The 16283-nt window shown below is 68.3% G+C and carries 12 protein-coding genes; 9 read left to right on the top strand and 3 right to left on the bottom strand.

Going from position 1 to position 16283, the window contains the following annotated elements:
* Positions 1–34 precede the first annotated feature (34 nt).
* From AC0J5J_RS06950 to AC0J5J_RS06935, 4 genes are all read left to right on the top strand, one after another.
* The gene (locus AC0J5J_RS06950) at positions 35–1057 is read left to right on the top strand and encodes an iron-siderophore ABC transporter substrate-binding protein (protein WP_134422601.1); all 1023 of its coding nucleotides are present in this window, start codon (positions 35–37) and stop codon (positions 1055–1057) included.
* A gap of 239 nt (positions 1058–1296) precedes the next feature.
* Entirely contained in the window at positions 1297–2184 is an 888-nt protein-coding gene (locus AC0J5J_RS06945) for an ABC transporter substrate-binding protein (protein ID WP_134422603.1), read from the top strand.
* Between the two features lie 3 nt (positions 2185–2187).
* Positions 2188–3219 (top strand): amino acid ABC transporter permease, encoded by a 1032-nt coding sequence (locus AC0J5J_RS06940; RefSeq protein WP_474900091.1) that lies wholly within the window; start codon positions 2188–2190, stop codon positions 3217–3219.
* Positions 3216–4016, top strand: coding sequence for an amino acid ABC transporter ATP-binding protein (locus AC0J5J_RS06935; protein ID WP_420898520.1), 801 nt, complete (start codon positions 3216–3218; stop codon positions 4014–4016). The genes AC0J5J_RS06940 and AC0J5J_RS06935 overlap by 4 nt, the downstream gene beginning before the upstream one ends.
* A 99-nt stretch (positions 4017–4115) precedes the next feature.
* Here AC0J5J_RS06935 and AC0J5J_RS06930 read toward each other — a convergent pair whose 3' ends face one another.
* Both AC0J5J_RS06930 and hrpA read right to left on the bottom strand, forming a co-directional pair.
* Positions 4116–5126, bottom strand: a complete 1011-nt coding sequence (locus AC0J5J_RS06930; protein ID WP_134422607.1) for an aldo/keto reductase family protein — start codon at positions 5124–5126, stop codon at positions 4116–4118.
* 123 nt (positions 5127–5249) lie between these two features.
* Complete coding sequence (gene hrpA / locus AC0J5J_RS06925; RefSeq protein ID WP_474900090.1) at positions 5250–9200, bottom strand: ATP-dependent RNA helicase HrpA; 3951 nt, start codon at positions 9198–9200, stop codon at positions 5250–5252.
* A 92-nt stretch (positions 9201–9292) separates the two neighbouring features.
* On the opposite strand from hrpA, the gene AC0J5J_RS06920 reads away from it, so the two are divergent.
* From AC0J5J_RS06920 to AC0J5J_RS06900, 5 genes are all read left to right on the top strand, one after another.
* Complete coding sequence (locus AC0J5J_RS06920; RefSeq protein WP_134422611.1) at positions 9293–10126, top strand: aldo/keto reductase; 834 nt, start codon at positions 9293–9295, stop codon at positions 10124–10126.
* Between the two features lie 77 nt (positions 10127–10203).
* The gene (gene pnuC / locus AC0J5J_RS06915; protein ID WP_474900089.1) at positions 10204–10890 is read left to right on the top strand and encodes a nicotinamide riboside transporter PnuC; all 687 of its coding nucleotides are present in this window, start codon (positions 10204–10206) and stop codon (positions 10888–10890) included.
* Positions 10891–10911: 21 nt separating this feature from the next.
* Positions 10912–12846: a thioredoxin domain-containing protein gene (locus AC0J5J_RS06910; RefSeq protein ID WP_474900088.1), complete on the top strand. Its 1935-nt coding sequence runs from the start codon at positions 10912–10914 to the stop codon at positions 12844–12846.
* Between the two features lie 91 nt (positions 12847–12937).
* Positions 12938–13366: a DUF1761 domain-containing protein gene (locus AC0J5J_RS06905; protein ID WP_474900087.1), complete on the top strand. Its 429-nt coding sequence runs from the start codon at positions 12938–12940 to the stop codon at positions 13364–13366.
* A gap of 269 nt (positions 13367–13635) precedes the next feature.
* On the top strand, positions 13636–15384 hold the full coding sequence (locus tag AC0J5J_RS06900) for a stealth family protein (RefSeq protein ID WP_474900086.1): 1749 nt from the start codon (positions 13636–13638) through the stop codon (positions 15382–15384).
* Here the strand turns inward: AC0J5J_RS06900 and AC0J5J_RS06895 are convergent.
* Complete coding sequence (locus AC0J5J_RS06895; RefSeq protein ID WP_474900085.1) at positions 15314–16252, bottom strand: phosphodiesterase; 939 nt, start codon at positions 16250–16252, stop codon at positions 15314–15316. The genes AC0J5J_RS06900 and AC0J5J_RS06895 overlap by 71 nt on opposite strands.
* Positions 16253–16283 lie beyond the last annotated feature (31 nt).

Raw genomic sequence — 16283 nt, 5'->3', positions numbered from 1 at the left:
CTTACCTAATCTAACCTCACTCTCGGAGACCACCATGTCACGTCGTTCGACCTACGCCCTCGCCGCCGCGGCGACCGCGCTCGCCCTCACCCTGAGCGGCTGTTCGGCAGCACCCGCCGATTCGGCGACGGATGCCGCCACGTCGGGCTCCTTCCCCGTCACCATCGACCACGCCTTCGGTGAGACCACGATCGAGGCGCAGCCCGAGCGTGTCGTGACCTGGGGCTGGGGGAGCGCCGACGATGCCATCGCCCTCGGCGTGGTGCCGGTCGCCATCCCGTTCCAGGCCTACGGCGGCGACGAGAACGGCGTGCTGCCCTGGATCGCGGACGCGCTCGAGGAGCAGGGCGAGGACCTCCCGACCGTGCTGCCCGACTCGGAGGAGCCACCCTACGAGGACATCGCCGAGGCCGCCCCCGACGTGATCCTCGCCGCCTACTCCGGCCTGACCGAGGAACAGTACGAGCTTCTCAGCGAGATCGCCCCCGTCGTCGCCTACCCCGGCGAGCCCTGGGCCACGGACTGGCGCGAACTCGTGACCATCACCGGAACCGCCCTCGGAAAGACCGCGGAGGCCGTGGAACTGCTCGACGGCATCGATGCCGAGATCGCGGAACAGGCGGCGGCGCATCCGGAATTCGCCGGCCGCAGCATCGCGTTGACCAGTGACAGTGGCGGAACCTTCTACGTCTACACCAAGGATGACCCGCGCGTGGCCTTCACCCTCGACCTCGGTTTCGTCAGCGCCCCGAGCGTCGACGCCCTGGCCACCGACGACGCCGGGTTCTACTACACGCTCAGCTACGAGCAGCTGGACCAGCTGGACAGTGACGTTCTGGTCAACTTCGGCACGACACCGGAGGAGTCCGAAGCCTTCCTCTCGGCCGCCTACGCCCAGCCCATGCGCCAGGTGCAGAACGAAACGGTCGCGTCACCGGTGGGAGCCGCCTTCATCGCCGCGGTGTCGCCGCCCACCGGGTTGTCACTCACCTGGGGCATCGACGACTATGTCGCCCTGCTGTCGGACGCGGCCCTGCGGGCTGACCCGATCGGTTAGGCCCGCCACCGGTTGTCGGGTGGTCGACCGGGGGCGTGGCGTGAAATCCGCACGAAACACGCTTCCGGTCATACTGAGGCACGAGGATGCTTGTCCGCGCTCGGTTGGACGGGTCTAAAACGTTATCAGCGCACGGAATCGGCTATTGGGAGCTGTTATATGCTCGCTTCTGTCGAATCCCGTTAACGGACCTCAAAGACGAACCAGAAACATCCGACAACCACGAAGAAGGTTTCGCAATGCGCGCTCACCACCTGCTCCCGGCCCTCGCCGCCGTCACGGCCCTCCTCCTCACGGGCTGCGTGGACAACTCAACGGATGGTGCGACGTCCGGCTCCGGCAGCGATATCGCTGTCGATGACGCCGCGGCGGCGCTGCTCCCGGCCGACATCGCCGATGCCGGCACCCTCACCATCGGCACCGACCCCACGTACGCGCCCAATGAATTCAAGAACGAAGCAGGCGAGCCGATCGGCTGGGGCATCGAGATCGCCAGCGGCATCGCCGGCAAGCTGGGCCTGACCCCGGAATTCCAGGTCGCGAAGTTCGACAACATCATCCCCAGCGTGACGGGCGGCAAAGCCGACATCGGCGCGTCTTCCTTCACCGACACGATCGAGCGTGAGGAGCAGGTCGACTTCGTCAACTACTACGTCGCCGGCATCCAGTGGGCCTCCGCGACCGGCAACGATGTCGACCCGGACAACGCGTGCGGGCTCAAGGTCGCCGTGCAGGCCACCACCTATGAGGACACCGAGGAGGTGCCGGCCAAGAGCGACGCCTGCGTCGCCGCCGGTAAAGCGCCGATCGACAAACTGAAGTACGACACCCAGGACCAGGCCACCAACGCGGTCGTGCTGGGCCAGGCCGACGCGCTCAGCGCCGATTCACCCGTCACGTTCTACGCGATCGCCCAGACCGAGGGCAAGTTGCAGGCCGCCGGCGAGACCTTCGACGTGGCGCCCTACGGCATCGTGGTGGGCAAGGATTCCGGTCTGGCCCAGGCCGTGCAGGCCGCACTGCAGTCGATGGTCGACGACGGCAGCTACGGTGACATCCTCGACAAGTGGGGCGTTGCGGATGGTGCGATCGACACGATCACGATCAACGCGGCGTCGAACGGATAACGCGTGAGCTCCACAACTCGTCCTGCGGCGGGCGGGGCCACCCTCCCGCCGGAGGAAGCCCGGTCAGTGCCGATCAAGGCCATCAAGCTGCGGCATCCGTGGCGGATGGTGTTCGCGGTTCTGCTCGTCGTGATCTTCGTCTCCGTCGTCGTCGACGCCGCGCTCCGGCCGGCCTACGACTGGCCCGCCGTGGGCAAGTACCTCTTCGACCGCCGCATCTCACAGGCGGCCGTCGTGACCCTGCAGCTGACCGTGTACTCCATGGTGATCGCGATCGTGCTCGGGGTGATCCTGGCCGTCATGCGACTCTCGCCGAACCCCGTGGTGAAGAGCCTGGCCTGGTTCTACCTCTGGATCTTCCGCGGCACCCCGGTGTACGTGCAGCTCACGATCTGGGGTCTGATCTCCCTGATCTACTCGAGCATCGACATCGGCATCCCGTTCATGGACCCGTGGGTCTCCTTCTCGACCAACGCGGCGCTGAGCACGTTCACCATCGCCATCATCGGGCTGGCCCTGAACGAGGCGGCCTACATGGCTGAGATCGTGCGCGCCGGGCTGCTCGCCGTGGACCGTGGCCAGGAAGAGGCAGCGACCGCGCTCGGCATGAGCTGGTCGCAGACCATGACCCGGGTCATCCTGCCGCAGTCGATGCGGGTGATCATCCCGCCGACCGGCAACGAGGTCATCTCGATGCTCAAGACCACCTCGCTGGTCACGGCCGTGCCGTTCAGCTTCGAGCTGTTCACCCGGTCGAGGGATATCTCCGCGGAGACGTTCAACCCGATCCCGCTCCTGATCGTGGCATCCATCTGGTATCTCTTCTTCACGTCCATCCTGATGGTCGGCCAGCACTTCCTCGAGAAGCGGTTCGCCCGCGGCGTGGGCGACCGGCAGACCGATCGCAAGGATGCCGTCGGCACCGGAACGGGCACCCTCACCGGGGTCGTCCCGGTCGTCGATTCCGGGCAGCCGTCGGTGATCGCACCGCCGCGTCAGGACGATCCACCAGCCAACCCCGGAGGCGTGAAATGACCGACGTGAACACGCAGGCCGGGGCATCCGTCACGATTCCGCCCATGGTCCTGGCCGAGCAGGTCTCGAAAAGCTTCGGCTCGAACGAGGTTCTGAAGAGCATCACGCTCGAGGTCAAGCGCGGCGAGGTGATGTGCCTGGTCGGGCCCAGCGGATCGGGCAAGTCGACGTTCCTGCGCTGCATCAACCACCTCGAGGTGCTGTCCGCCGGCCGGCTCAGCGTCGACGGCGAACTGATCGGCTACCGGGAGGCGAACGGCAAGCTGTACGAGATGGCGCCCAAGGAAGCGGCCCGGCAGCGCCGGGACATCGGCATGGTGTTCCAGCGGTTCAACCTGTTCCCGCACATGACGGCGCTGCAGAACGTGATGGAGGCGCCGATCCGGGTGAAGGGACTGCCGAAGGCCCAGGTGGAGCAGAGCGCGCTCGACCTGCTGGCCCGGGTGGGACTGGCCGAACGGGCCAACTACTACCCGGCACACCTCTCAGGCGGCCAGCAGCAGCGCGTGGCGATCGCCCGCGCCCTCGCGATGGAGCCCAAGCTGATGCTCTTCGACGAGCCGACCAGCGCGCTCGACCCTGAGCTCGTCGGCGAGGTGCTCGACGTGATGAAGGGCCTGGCCAAGTCGGGCATGACCATGATCGTGGTCACGCACGAGATGGGCTTCGCCAAAGAGGTGGCCGACTCGCTCGTCTTCATGGACGGCGGTGTGGTCGTCGAGGCGGGCGACCCGGACGAGATCCTGACGAACCCGCAGCACCGCCGCACGCAGGCGTTCCTCTCGAAGGTGCTCTAGGAACGCCGCACACCGAGCGTCGCCGTTCGTGCCGAGAGTCCCCGCTGGTACGGGGACTCTCGGCACGAACGGCGACTTTCGCGTTCTACGCCGAGGGTGTTACGCCGGACGGCTCTGCGGCGCGGTGGCCGAGGTCATCGCGGAGTCGTGCTCCACGACGTCGCCGAGCACCTCATCGATCTGCTTCATGCTCTCGGCCGGGATCTTCACGCCCGCGGCCTTGACGTTCTCGCGCACCTGCTCGGGGCGGGAGGCTCCGACGAGGGCGGCCGAGACGTTGTCGTTCTGCAGCACCCAGGCCACGGCCAGCTGCGCCATCGACAGGTGGAGGTCGGCGGCGATCGGCTCGAGCTTCTGCACCCGGGTGAGCACGTCGTCGTTCATGAAGCGGCTGATCATGTCGGCGCCGCCCTTGAGGTCGGTGGCGCGGGAGCCGGCCGGCGGGGCCTGGCCCGGCTGGTACTTGCCGGTGAGCACGCCCTGGGCCACGGGGGACCAGACGATCTGGCCGACGCCGAGCTCGCGGGAGGTCGGTACGACCTCGTCCTCGATGACCCGCCACAGCATCGAGTACTGCGGCTGGCTCGAGATCAGGCTGAAGCCCAGTTCCTTCGACAGGGCGTGGCCGGCACGCAGCTGCGCGGAGGTCCACTCGCTGACGCCGATGTAGAGCGCCTTGCCCTGCCGCACGATGTCGGCGAAAGCCTGCATGGTTTCTTCCAGCGGGGTCTCGGTGTCGTAGCGGTGCGCCTGGTAGAGGTCGACGTAGTCGGTCTGCAGGCGGGTGAGCGACCCGTTGATCGACTCCATGATGTGCTTGCGAGACAGCCCGACGTCGTTGTGCCCCTTGGGGCCGGTGGGCCAGTAGACCTTCGTGAAGATCTCCAGGCTTTCGCGGCGCTGGCCCTTGAGAGCGTCGCCCAGCACGGACTCTGCCTTCGTGTTGGCGTAGGCGTCGGCGGTGTCGAAGCTGGTGATCCCCTCGTCGAGCGCGGCCTGCACGCACTGCGTGGCGATGTCGTTCTCGACCTGCGAACCGTGCGTGAGCCAGTTGCCGTAGGTGATTTCGGAAATTTTCAGACCTGATGAACCGAGATAGCGGAATTCCATGACTTCAGCCTAAGGGAGCGGCTCCCGCACGCAGGAAAAGGTTGGCGAAACGACAACTCTGAGGGGTGTGCGGATGCTCCAACCCCTCACAGGTGTCGTCTCACCGGAAATACCGTCAGACCGTCAGCCGGTCAGGGCCTTGTGGATGCGCTGCAGGGAGACGGGCTCCGCGGCCTTGAGCTCCTGGGCGAAGAGGCTGATCCGCAGTTCCTCGATCAGCCAGCGGGCGCGCACCAGGTTGGCGGCGGCGTTCACCTGCAGGGGGATCGTGCCGCCGGCGACCTCGAACCGTCCGGTGGCCGCCTGGCTCTCGTTCATCCAGACCCGGTCGCGGCTCGGGTTGTCTCCGAGTTTCACGATGCGGGCGGTGATGCCGGCCAGGTACCGCGGCAGGTGGCGAAGCTGCACGAGGCCGGTGGCGCTCACGAAACCGGGGTAGACGAGCCCGGCCAGTTGCGCGCGGGCATCCGTCAGTGCCGGCAGCAGGGCCATGCTGGTGGACGCCTTGAGTGCCTTGTCGGCGGCGCGCGCGGCGGCGAGGATGCGGGCCACGAGGCCGACGGTGTCGAACATGGAGTCCATCACCACGCCGGAGACCCGGTCGCGGATGGTGTCGAATTCCGCGCGCATGAACACCTGGCCGCCCGGCTTCACCCGGAACAGCACGTCGTCGACGCTGGCCGCAAGGCAGTCGTCGAAGAGCGCCTGGGTGGTGCGGTACGGGCTGGTGGCCAGGCTGAGCTTCTCGGCCCCGGTGAGGTGCTGCTGAACATAGGCGACCGGGGAGGGCGTGGCCAGCAGCAGCAGGCGGCGCACCCCGCCGGGCAGGGTGCGGGCCTGCTCGGCCTCCGTGCTCATCATGCGGATCGCCACCGAGGTGCCCTCGTCGACGAGCGTCGGGTAGCCCCGGATGGTGTTGTCACCCTGCTTCGTGTCGAGGAAACGGGGCAGCTCGGGGAAGTCCCACGTGGTGAGTCCGGAGCGCTCGATCGCATTGGTGGGGGTGGCAGCGGATGCCGCGGCGACGCTCTCGCGGGCCTGGTTGCCGAGCCGGCGTTGCAGGTCGGTCAGGTCCTTGCCGGAGGCGATCGGCCGACCGCGTTCGTCGACGACGCGGAACGTCATGCGGAGGTGCGCCGGCACCCGGCCCAGCTCGAAGTCGTTCGCGGCGACCGGTACGTAGGTCAGCTTCTGGATCAGCGCGGCGAGCGTCTCGGTGAACGGAACGTCGTCCCGGTCGAACAGTCCGCCGGTGGTCGAGCCGCCGGTGGTGGTCGAGCCTGTCGAGACCCCGATCGACGCCCCGCCCGCACCCGACACCCCGACCGTCACCTCGCCCGGCGCCGGCGGCAGCTCGTTCAGCAGCCGCTTCGCCCAGTCATTCGCGGGCACCACGTTGCGACGGATGCTCTTGGGCAGCGACTTGATCAGCGCCGTGACCAGGTCGGCGCGGAGTCCCGGCACCTGCCAGTCGAAGCCGGTGGGGGAGAGCCGCGCGAGCAGGGCCAGCGGGATGTGCACGGCCACTCCGTCATCGTCCGCGCCGGGCTCGAACCGGTAGCTGAGGGCGAACTTCTGGTCGCCCTGGCGCCAGATCGGCGGGAACACGGCCTCGTCGATCTCCGGCGCATCCTCGGGAACCAGCGCCTCGGCTGTCATCGTGAGCAGGTCCGGCGTCTGGGTGCGCGCCTGACGCCACCAGGTCTCGAATGTGCGAGTGGAGCAGACGTCGGCGGGAATGCGCTTCTGGTAGAACTCGAACACGGCCTCGTCGTCGAAGAGGATGTCGCGGCGCCGCGTGCGCTCCTCGAGCTCCGCGAGTTCCTTGCGCAGGCTCGTGTTGGCCCGGTCGAAGGCGGTGACGCGCTGGTCGATGCGGTCGAGGTCCCACTCGCCCTCGACCAGGGCGTGCCGGATGAAGAGGTCGCGGGCATACGCGGGGTCGACCCGGGAGAACTGGATCCGGCGCCGCGGCACGATCGGCACCCCGTAGAGGGTGACCCGCTCGTAGGCGACGACCGCGCCCTGCTTCTTCTCCCAATGTGGTTCGGAGTAGCTGCGCTTGCAGAGGTCTCCGGCGAGCGGCTCGGCCCAGGCCGGGTCGACGACGGCGTTCATCCGGGCGAACAGGCGGCTGGTCTCGACCAGTTCGGCGCTCATCACCGCGTTCGGCTGCTTCTTCGCCAGCGCCGAGCCCGGGAAGATCACGAACCGCTGCTGGCGCGCGCCGATGTAGTCCTTCTTGGCGGTGTCCTTGAGCCCGATGTGGGAGAGCAGGCCGGCCAGCAGCGAACGGTGGATGCCGTCGGGGTTCACACTGGGCTCACCGATGTGCAGGCCGAGCGGCTTCGCCATCTGCCGCAGCTGCTTGTACACGTCCTGCCATTCCCGCACCCGCAGGTAGTTGAGGAACTCGTTCTTGCACAGGCGCCGGAAGGCGCTGGAGCCGAGCTCCCGCTGCTGCGTCTCCAGGTAGTTCCAGAGGTTCAGCAGGCTCAGGAAGTCGCTGGTCGGGTCGGTGAACCGGGCGTGCTGCTGGTCGGCCTGCGCGCGGCGCTCGAGCGGTCGTTCGCGGGGGTCCTGGATGGTGAGCCCGGAGACGATCACCATCACCTCGCGGCTCACGGCCTGCGTCTTCGACTCGATCACCATGCGGCCGAACCGCGGGTCGATCGGCAGTTTCGCAAGCTGCTGGCCGATGCGGGTCAGCCGGGAGACTCCGGGCTTGCCGGTCTTGGTGCCGGAGCTGTGCCCGGCCGCGCCGAGGTCGACCGCCCCGAGCTCGGCGAGCAGGTCGAGGCCGTCCTTGATTCCGCGCGAGTCGGGCGGGGTGAGGAACGGGAACGCGGCAATGTCGCCGAGGCCGAGCGAGATCATCTGCAGGATGACCGCGGCCAGGTTGGTGCGCAGCACCTCCGGCTCGGTGTACTCGGGCCGGCGGGCGAAGTCCTCCTCCGAATAGAGGCGGATGGCGATGCCGTCGCTGGTGCGCCCGCTTCGGCCCGAGCGCTGGTTCGCGGAGGCCTGCGAGATTGCCTCGATCGGCAGCCGCTGCACCTTCGAGCGCACGCTGTACCGGCTGATCCGCGCGGTTCCGGCGTCGATGACGTAACGGATGCCCGGCACGGTCAGGCTGGTCTCCGCCACGTTGGTGGCCAGCACGATGCGGCGCCGCACGCCGGCGACCTTCGACGGCTGGAACACCTTGTGCTGGTCGGCGGAGGACAGCCGCCCGTAGAGGGGCAGGATCTCGGTGGGGCTCGTCCGCACCGAGGAGGCGTACTTGCCGGCAAGCGCGTCGGCGGCATCCCGGATCTCGGTCTCGCCGCTGAGGAAGACGAGAACGTCGCCGCTGGACTCCCGTTCGAGCTCGTCGAGCGCGGCGGAGATCCCCTCGATGTAATCCCGGTCGACGGTGGGCGCGGCATCCGTCGTGTCATCGTCGTCGTCGCCCGCATCCATCGCCTCGGCGACCAGTGGGCGGTAGCGGATCTCGACCGGGTAGGTGCGCCCGGAAACCTCGATGATCGGGGCCGGCGTGCCGTCGGGCGTGGCGAAGTGCTCGGCGAAACTCTGCGGGTCGATCGTCGCTGAGGTGATGATCAGCTTGAGGTCGGGGCGCTGCGGCAGCAGCTGCCGCAGGTAGCCGAGCAGGAAGTCGATGTTGAGGCTGCGCTCATGCGCCTCGTCGATGATGATCGTGTCGTATTTGCGCAGCAACCGGTCGCGGTGCATCTCGTTGAGCAGGATGCCGTCGGTCATCAGCTTGATGCGGGTGTCCGGGCCGACCTGGTCGGTGAACCGAACCTGGTAGCCCACCGTCTGGCCGACCTCCTGGCCGAGCTCCTCGGCGATGCGCTCCGCGATCGTGCGCGCGGCGAGACGCCGGGGCTGGGTGTGGCCGATGTTCTCCCGGCCGAGCTCGAGGCAGATCTTCGGCAGCTGCGTGGTCTTGCCGGAGCCCGTCGCGCCGGCCACGATGACCACTTGGTTGTCGCGGATGGCGCGGGCGATGTCCTCCCGGCGCTGGCTGACCGGAAGCTCGGGCGGGAAGGTGATGTCGACGGGGATCATGAGCCTTCTATCGTATGACCTCCGTATGACCGTGCGGTGAACGACGGATGCTGCCGGGGCTGGCCTGTCGTGCCGCGACCTAGGGTGGTCGAATGACATTTTCCGTTCCCACCCTCACGCTCAACGACGGCCACACCATCCCGCAGCTCGGATTCGGTGTCTTCAAGGTCGAACCGGACGAGACCACCCGCATCGTCACGGACGCCCTCGAAACGGGCTACCGGCACATCGACACGGCGGCCATCTATGGGAACGAGGCCGGCGTCGGCGCCGCGCTCGGGGCATCCGGGATCAAACGCTCCGACCTGTTCGTGACCACCAAGCTGTGGAACGACCGGCAGGGCACCGCGTCGGCGTTCGAAGCGTTCGACGAGAGCCTGGAGAAGCTCGGGCTCGACTACGTCGACCTCTACCTGATCCACTGGCCGGCGCCCGCTAACGACCGCTACGTCGAGAGCATGAAGGCGCTCGAGCAGATCCGCGAGTCGGGCCGGGCCCGCTCGATCGGCGTGTCCAACTTTCTGGTGCCGCACCTCCAGCGCCTGCTGACGGAGACGGATGTCGTGCCCGCCGTCAACCAGATCGAGCTGCACCCGGCGCACCAGCAGCCCGAGGTGACCGCGTTCGCCCGTGCCCACGGCATCCAGATCGAGGCGTGGGGGCCGCTCGGCCAGGGCAAGTACCCGCTCTTCGAGGAGCCCGTCGTGGCCGTCGCGGCCGAGGCGCACGAGAAGACGCCGGCGCAGGTCGTCATCCGCTGGCACCTGCAGACCGGCAACATCGTCTTCCCCAAGTCCAACCGCCGGGAGCGCATGATTGAGAACTTCGACGTGTTCGATTTCGAGCTGAGCCGCACCGAGGTCGCCACGATCTCCGCGCTCGAGCGCGCCGGCCGGGTGAGCGCGCACCCTGCCGACGTGAACTGACCCTGTCCCGGGAATGGCACCCCGGGCGGGGCGTTAGGTTGGGGTGGGCGGAAAGCGCCCGGCGAGGAAGATGACGGATGAACCCGATCGAGTGGCTTTTCGACGCACAGCTGCAGATCGGAACCCAGACGATCCTCTGGCGCGAGATCATCGGCAACACCTTCGGCATCCTGAGCGCGGTGGGCGGCATGCGCCGCAAGGTGTGGGCCTGGCCGGTCGGCATCATCGGGAACGTGCTGCTGTTCACGGTGTTCCTCGGGGCCGTCTTCGGCACGCCCAACCCGGTCAACCTGCTCGGGCAGGCCGGGCGGCAGATCATGTTCATCGTCGTGTCCGTCTTCGGCTGGATCCAGTGGTCTCAGCATCGCCGGGGTGTGGCGCAGGCCGCCGTGGCACCGCACTGGGCGGGGAACCGGGCCCGCATCCTGCTCGGACTCGGCCTGGTCGCCGGAACCCTGATCCTGACCCCCGTCTTCCGTGCGCTCGGCTCCTTCGAACCGGTCTGGGCCGACGCCTGGATCTTCACCGGCTCGCTGCTGGCGACCTATGGGATGGCGAAGGGCTGGACCGAGTTCTGGCTGATCTGGGTGGCCGTCGACATCGTGGGGGTGCCGCTGCTGCTCAGCGCCGGCTACTACGCATCCGCTGTGCTCTACATCTTCTACGGGGCGTTCACCCTTGCCGGCTTCTTCATCTGGATGCGCGTGCAACGCCGCCCGGCCGCTGCGTCCCACGCCGCCGACCTGGCCGCCACCCGCCGCTGACCCGGAGGGCACAATGGAGGCATGCCCAACCGCCTCTTCGATGCCATCAGCCCGTATCTGCGCTCGCATGCCGACAACCCCGTCGACTGGTACGGCTGGGGTGCCCAGGCTTTCGTCGAGGCCCGGCTGCGCGATGTTCCGGTGCTCGTCTCGATCGGCTATTCGACCTGCCACTGGTGCCATGTCATGGCCCGGGAGAGCTTCAGCGACCCCGAGCTCGCCGACTACCTCAACGCGCATTTCGTGAGCATCAAGGTCGACCGGGAGGAACACCCCGAGGTCGACGCCAGCTACCTGGCCGCGGCCAGCGCGTTCGTGGGCGGGCTCGGCTGGCCGCTGAACGTGTTCGTCACCCCCGACGGTGCGGCCTTCTACGCGGGAACGTACTTTCCGCCGCTGCCGTTGCCGGGACATCCGTCGTTCCGGCAGATGCTCGAAGCGGTGACGGATGCCTGGACCACCCGCCGCGGCGAGGTCACCGACAGCGCGTCCCTCGTTGCCGAGGCCCTCGCGGCCGCCGCCGTGCCGGTCGCCGGAGGGTCGCTGCCCGGTCCGGCCGCGCTCGCCCGGGTCGCAGCCGAGCTCGTGGGCCAGGAAGACTCCCGCTTCGGCGGATTCGGCGGCGCGCCCAAGTTTCCCGTGGCGCCGGCGCTCGGCTTTCTGCTCGGCCGTGAGGGGGAGGGGCAAGCCCTGGCACTGCGCACACTCAAGCGCATCGGCGCCTCGCCCCTGCGCGACCCGGTCGAGGGCGGGTTCTTCCGCTATGCCGTGAACCAGGACTGGACCGACCCGCACTACGAGCGCATGCTCTACGACAATGCTCAGCTGCTCGACCTCTACACGCAGGCCTGGCAGATCACCGGGCAGCAGTGGGCGCAGACGGTCGCCGAGGGCATCGCCTCGTTCCTCACCACGGTGCTGCGCCTGCCCGGCGGCGGTTTCGCCAGCGCGCAGGACTCCGAGAGCACGGTCGCCGGGCGCCGCGTCGAGGGGGCCTACTACGGCCTGGACGCCGACGCCCGGCTGCAGGAAACCCCGCCGGCCCTCGATGAGAAGGTGCTCACCGGCTGGAACGGCCTCGCCATCGCCGCCCTCGCCCGCGCCGGATTCGCATTCGCCGCACCCGGATTCACGGCCGCCGCCGCCGACGCGGCCGACTACCTGCTCGCGCACCACGTGCGACGCGATGGGAGCCTGGTCCGGGCGTCCATCGCGGGGCGGGCCTCCACCGCTCAGGCCACCCTGGAGGACTACGGGATGTGGGCACTGGGTCTCCTCGAGCTTGCTCTGGCCACGGGCGAGGTGCGCTTCGCCGCCGCCGCCCGTCGGCTCGTCGACGGCACCCTGGGTAGAACGGATGCCGGAACGGTACCGCCCGCCGCCGACCCACCCGCCGCCGACACGCCTGCTGTCGACTTACCCGGCGGGATGCCGTTTCGCGCGCCGGACGGCCCGGACCCGATCCTGGCGGGACAGGGCCTCGCCCTGGACGTCGACCCGTCGGAGGGTGCCTACCCGTCCGGGATCACGGCCGTCGCTGAAGCGGCCACCCTGCTTCACCAGCTCACCGCCGACGAACGTTATCGGGTGGCCGCCGTCTCCGCGATGGCGGTGGTCGGTGACCGCGCTCTCGAACGTCCGCTGGCTTTCGGGGCGGCGCTGCGCCTGTCGGGTCGATTGAACGGCCCCGTGGAACAGCTCGTGGTCGTCACGCCCGACGCTCCCGCGCCGGAGGCGGTTGCCGGAGAACCCGCGGACCTGCTCGGAACGGTTCGCCGCCGCGGAACCCGGCTCGTCGCATCCGTCACCGAGAGCCAGGCGCTGGCCTTCGCCGACGCCGGTTTCGACCTGTTCCGGGACCGGGTGGCGCACCGGGGCCGGCCGACGGCGTACCTCTGCCGTGACTTCGTCTGCCGGCTGCCCGTCACCGACCCTGCTGAGCTGCCGGCCTCCTGACAGGGAAGCGCCCCGGAGACCCACCGCCGCAGTACCCTCAGATTCAGCGGCTCACCGGACGTCGCCCCCCTCACTCGAAAGGACCCCCGCCATGGTTCCCGAAATCAATATCTGGGCCGTGCTGCTGGCCACCGCGTCCAGCATGGTCGTCGGTGCGATCTGGTACTCGCGTCGGGTGTTCGGAACCTACTGGATGAAGGCCGTCGGCCATGACGAGCAGAGTGTGAGCACGGGGTCGACGGCGCCGCTGGTCATCACGGTTGTCGTCAGTTTCATCACCGCCACGGTGCTGGCCGGCGCCGCCGCGATCGCGCAGGAGTTCTGCGGCGGCGACTTCCTCGTCAACACCCTGCTGACGGCCGTGATCCTGTGGGCCGGTTTCACCGCTGCCCGGATGGTCACACACGACGCCTTCGACCGCCGGCCGTCCGGACTCACCGTACTCAATATCGCCCACGAGCTGGTCACCCTGCTGGTGATGGCACTGATCATCGGCCTGTTCGGGATCGGCGCCGCATAACGGATGCCGCTCGAGAGTGCCCGTTCCGGCCCGGAGTGACCGGCGAAACGGGCACTCCGGGCCGGAACGGGCTCCCGGCGGGGGCGGGGTGGGAGTCCGCGGCGGCGTGAGCGCGACATAGACTGAGCACGCGCCAACGCGTTCCACCGACTGCTTCGATCCCGGTCTGTGAACAGTCGTTGCCGTCCGGCATCAACGGACGCACTCTCCCCGGCATTGCGTGCGGTTGCCTCGCGAATGAGTGCTCCCCAATCTTCTCGAGGAGGACCATGGTCACGTTCGACCGCCCAGACACCGCCCGGAGCGACGCGACCGACCCTGGGGGCATCCTGCCGACGCTGTCCCTGAGCAACGAACCCGAGCTGGTGCTGCTCTCGCCCGACCCGCGCACGCGGCGCTTCGACCGCGAAGACGTGGTCGTGCGCAAGGGTGAGATCAATCTGATCAACGGTCACTTCACTCCCCACGAGTCGATGGTCAAGGACCTTCTCGCGATGCGCGACGCCCTCGAACGGGCCGGCATCGACTTCCTGCTCGTGCGCGGCGACAACGACCGCCCGGTGATCGCGGTCGACCGCACCTGCCGCAAGAACCTCACCCGGGTACTCGCCGAGGAATTCGCCAATGAGCCCTTCTACGCCAAACCCCTCGACGGCAACCTGACCCCGGCGCTGCTGCTGGCCGACGGCGCCTTGTCGACGCTGCGCAAATCATCCGTCTTCCGGGTCTACCGCCCGCGGATCGAACCGATCGGCCGCCTGCGCTACGGCGCGGAGACGGCGTTCCAGTTCGAACTCTGGCACTTCGGTGACGATGAGATCGTCGCCCCGGTCGAGAACTCCCTGATGCGGGCCCGGCTGCCGCGGTCCGAGGCCCGCGAGACCACCATCGACCTCTTCGGGCGCACCTGGCGCACCCTGCAGCACATGTTCGACGACCTCGCCAGCGACGTCAGTTTCGACATCGACATGGTCTTCTCCTGGGTCGACGGCTCGTCGAGCGACTTCCAGCGTGAACGGGCCAAGCGGATGAAGGCCTACGTCGTCGGCGACGGCGACGATTCGGATGCCCGCTTCCGCCAGATCGACGAACTCAAGTACGCGCTCCGCAGCGTCTACATGTTCGCGCCGTGGGTGCGTCGAATCTTCATCGCGACGGATTCGCCGGCCCCCGAATGGCTGGCGGAGCACCCGCGCGTCACGATCATGCGCAGCGAGGATTTCTTTCCCGACCTGCGCGTTCTGCCCACGCACAACTCGCACGCCGTGGAGAGCCAGCTGCACCGCATCCCCGGGCTGGCTGAGCACTTCTTGTATTCCAATGACGACATGTTCTTCGGTCGCCCGGTCGGCCCGGAGCTGTTCTTCTCGCCGGGCGGTGTGACCAAGTTCATCGAGGCGTCCACCCGGATCGGCCTCGGCGAGAACAACACGACCCGCAGCGGGTTCGAGAACGGGGCCCGGGTCAACCGGGCGCTGCTGCGCGAGCGGTTCGGCAAGGTCACCACCCGGCACCTCGAGCACACGGCGGCGCCGCTGCGCAAGAGCGTGATGGCCGAACTGGAGGCGGAGTTCCCCGCCGATTTCGCCCGCACCGCAGCCAGCCAGTTCCGTTCCGCGACCGACATCTCGGTCACGAACTCGCTGTACCACTACTACGCGTTGATGACCGGGCGGGCCGTCGAGCAGACCCAGGCACGCTCGCTCTACATCGAGACGACCCTGAAGCTGGCGCTGCGCCAGATGAACGCACTGCGCAAGCGTCGCGATCAGGACATGTTCTGCCTCAACGACGGCAGCAACCCCGAGATCTCGGACGACGTGCGCCGCGCGGCCGTGACCGATTTCCTCGAGCGCTACTTCCCGATCGTCGCCCCGTGGGAACGTGAGAGCCAGGCCGCCACCGACCAGGCCTCCGGCGCGCCCCAGTCCGGGCGCTCCCCGCTGGCTAGCGGAGAACCCGGATCGGCGTGGTCATCGGGGATTCACGGAACGCTGGCAGAGTACCCGCGGGCATGATCCGGATGCCGTCGGCCGCGAGGCGTCGCGCGCTCTCGGTGGCCTCGATGTAGTCCAGAGCCGGGTACTCGCCCAGCGGTACGACCGAGTGCAGCACGGTGTCCGCGAACACATGCACCAGATTGAATGTGCGGGCGCCGTCGCGGCCGCGCGTGCCGCCGACCGGCACGTTGAGGTCTTGCGTGTAGCAGGTGGCCGATGCCACCGACACCGGAATGCCGGCGAACGTCGCCATCGACGAGTAGTGCAGGTGCCCGGCCAGGATGCTGCGGACATCCGTGCCGCGCAGTACCTGCGCCAGGCGGGACTGGTCGCGCAATTCGACCGACACGGCCAGGTCGAGAACACTGGGCACGGGCGGGTGGTGCATGGCGAGAATGGTGCCGTCAGGAGCCGGCACACTCAGCTGGTCGGCCAGCCAGCGCAGCTGGGCCTCGGTCACGGCGCCGTAGTGGTGGCCGGGAACGGATGTGTCCAGGGTGATCAGGCGCAGGCCGCCGATGAAGTCGACCCGGTCGATCGGTTCGTCACTGGCCGGTTCGTTCAGCAGCGTGCTGCGAAAGGATGCCCGGTCGTCGTGATTGCCCATCACCCAGAAGACCCGGGCGCCGAGCCGCGCGGCGGCCGGCTCGACGATGCCCTGCAACGCTCGGTAGGCATCCGGTTCGCCTTTGTCGGCCAGATCGCCGGTGATGATGATGGCGTCCGGCCGACCTGCTGAGGCCTCGACCTCCGCGAAGAGTTGCGTGAGGTGGGCGGTGCTGTCGACCCGGTCGTACAGGCGCCCGCCGTTCGCCAGCAGGTGTGTGTCGCTGAGGTGGAGCAGAAAATGATCCGGCCTGGGGTATTCGGCCGTTCGAATGTTCACGGAGCTTCCATTCGTTGGGGCTAAGCACTCT

It is taken from the genome of Cryobacterium sp. TS_SC_7, assembly GCF_056156285.1.
Note: the sequence above shows the minus strand (reverse complement) of the source record. Positions and strands in the feature narration are given on the sequence as shown.

Coding starts and splice junctions, on each gene's coding strand:
- AC0J5J_RS06900 (WP_474900086.1), top strand. CDS start 13,636: ATGGTCACGTTCGACCGCCCAGACACCGCCCGGAGCGACGCGACCGAC.
- AC0J5J_RS06945 (WP_134422603.1), top strand. CDS start 1,297: ATGCGCGCTCACCACCTGCTCCCGGCCCTCGCCGCCGTCACGGCCCTC.
- AC0J5J_RS06910 (WP_474900088.1), top strand. CDS start 10,912: ATGCCCAACCGCCTCTTCGATGCCATCAGCCCGTATCTGCGCTCGCAT.
- pnuC (WP_474900089.1), top strand. CDS start 10,204: ATGAACCCGATCGAGTGGCTTTTCGACGCACAGCTGCAGATCGGAACC.
- AC0J5J_RS06905 (WP_474900087.1), top strand. CDS start 12,938: ATGGTTCCCGAAATCAATATCTGGGCCGTGCTGCTGGCCACCGCGTCC.
- AC0J5J_RS06935 (WP_420898520.1), top strand. CDS start 3,216: ATGACCGACGTGAACACGCAGGCCGGGGCATCCGTCACGATTCCGCCC.
- AC0J5J_RS06930 (WP_134422607.1), bottom strand. CDS start 5,126: ATGGAATTCCGCTATCTCGGTTCATCAGGTCTGAAAATTTCCGAAATC.
- AC0J5J_RS06920 (WP_134422611.1), top strand. CDS start 9,293: ATGACATTTTCCGTTCCCACCCTCACGCTCAACGACGGCCACACCATC.
- hrpA (WP_474900090.1), bottom strand. CDS start 9,200: ATGATCCCCGTCGACATCACCTTCCCGCCCGAGCTTCCGGTCAGCCAG.
- AC0J5J_RS06950 (WP_134422601.1), top strand. CDS start 35: ATGTCACGTCGTTCGACCTACGCCCTCGCCGCCGCGGCGACCGCGCTC.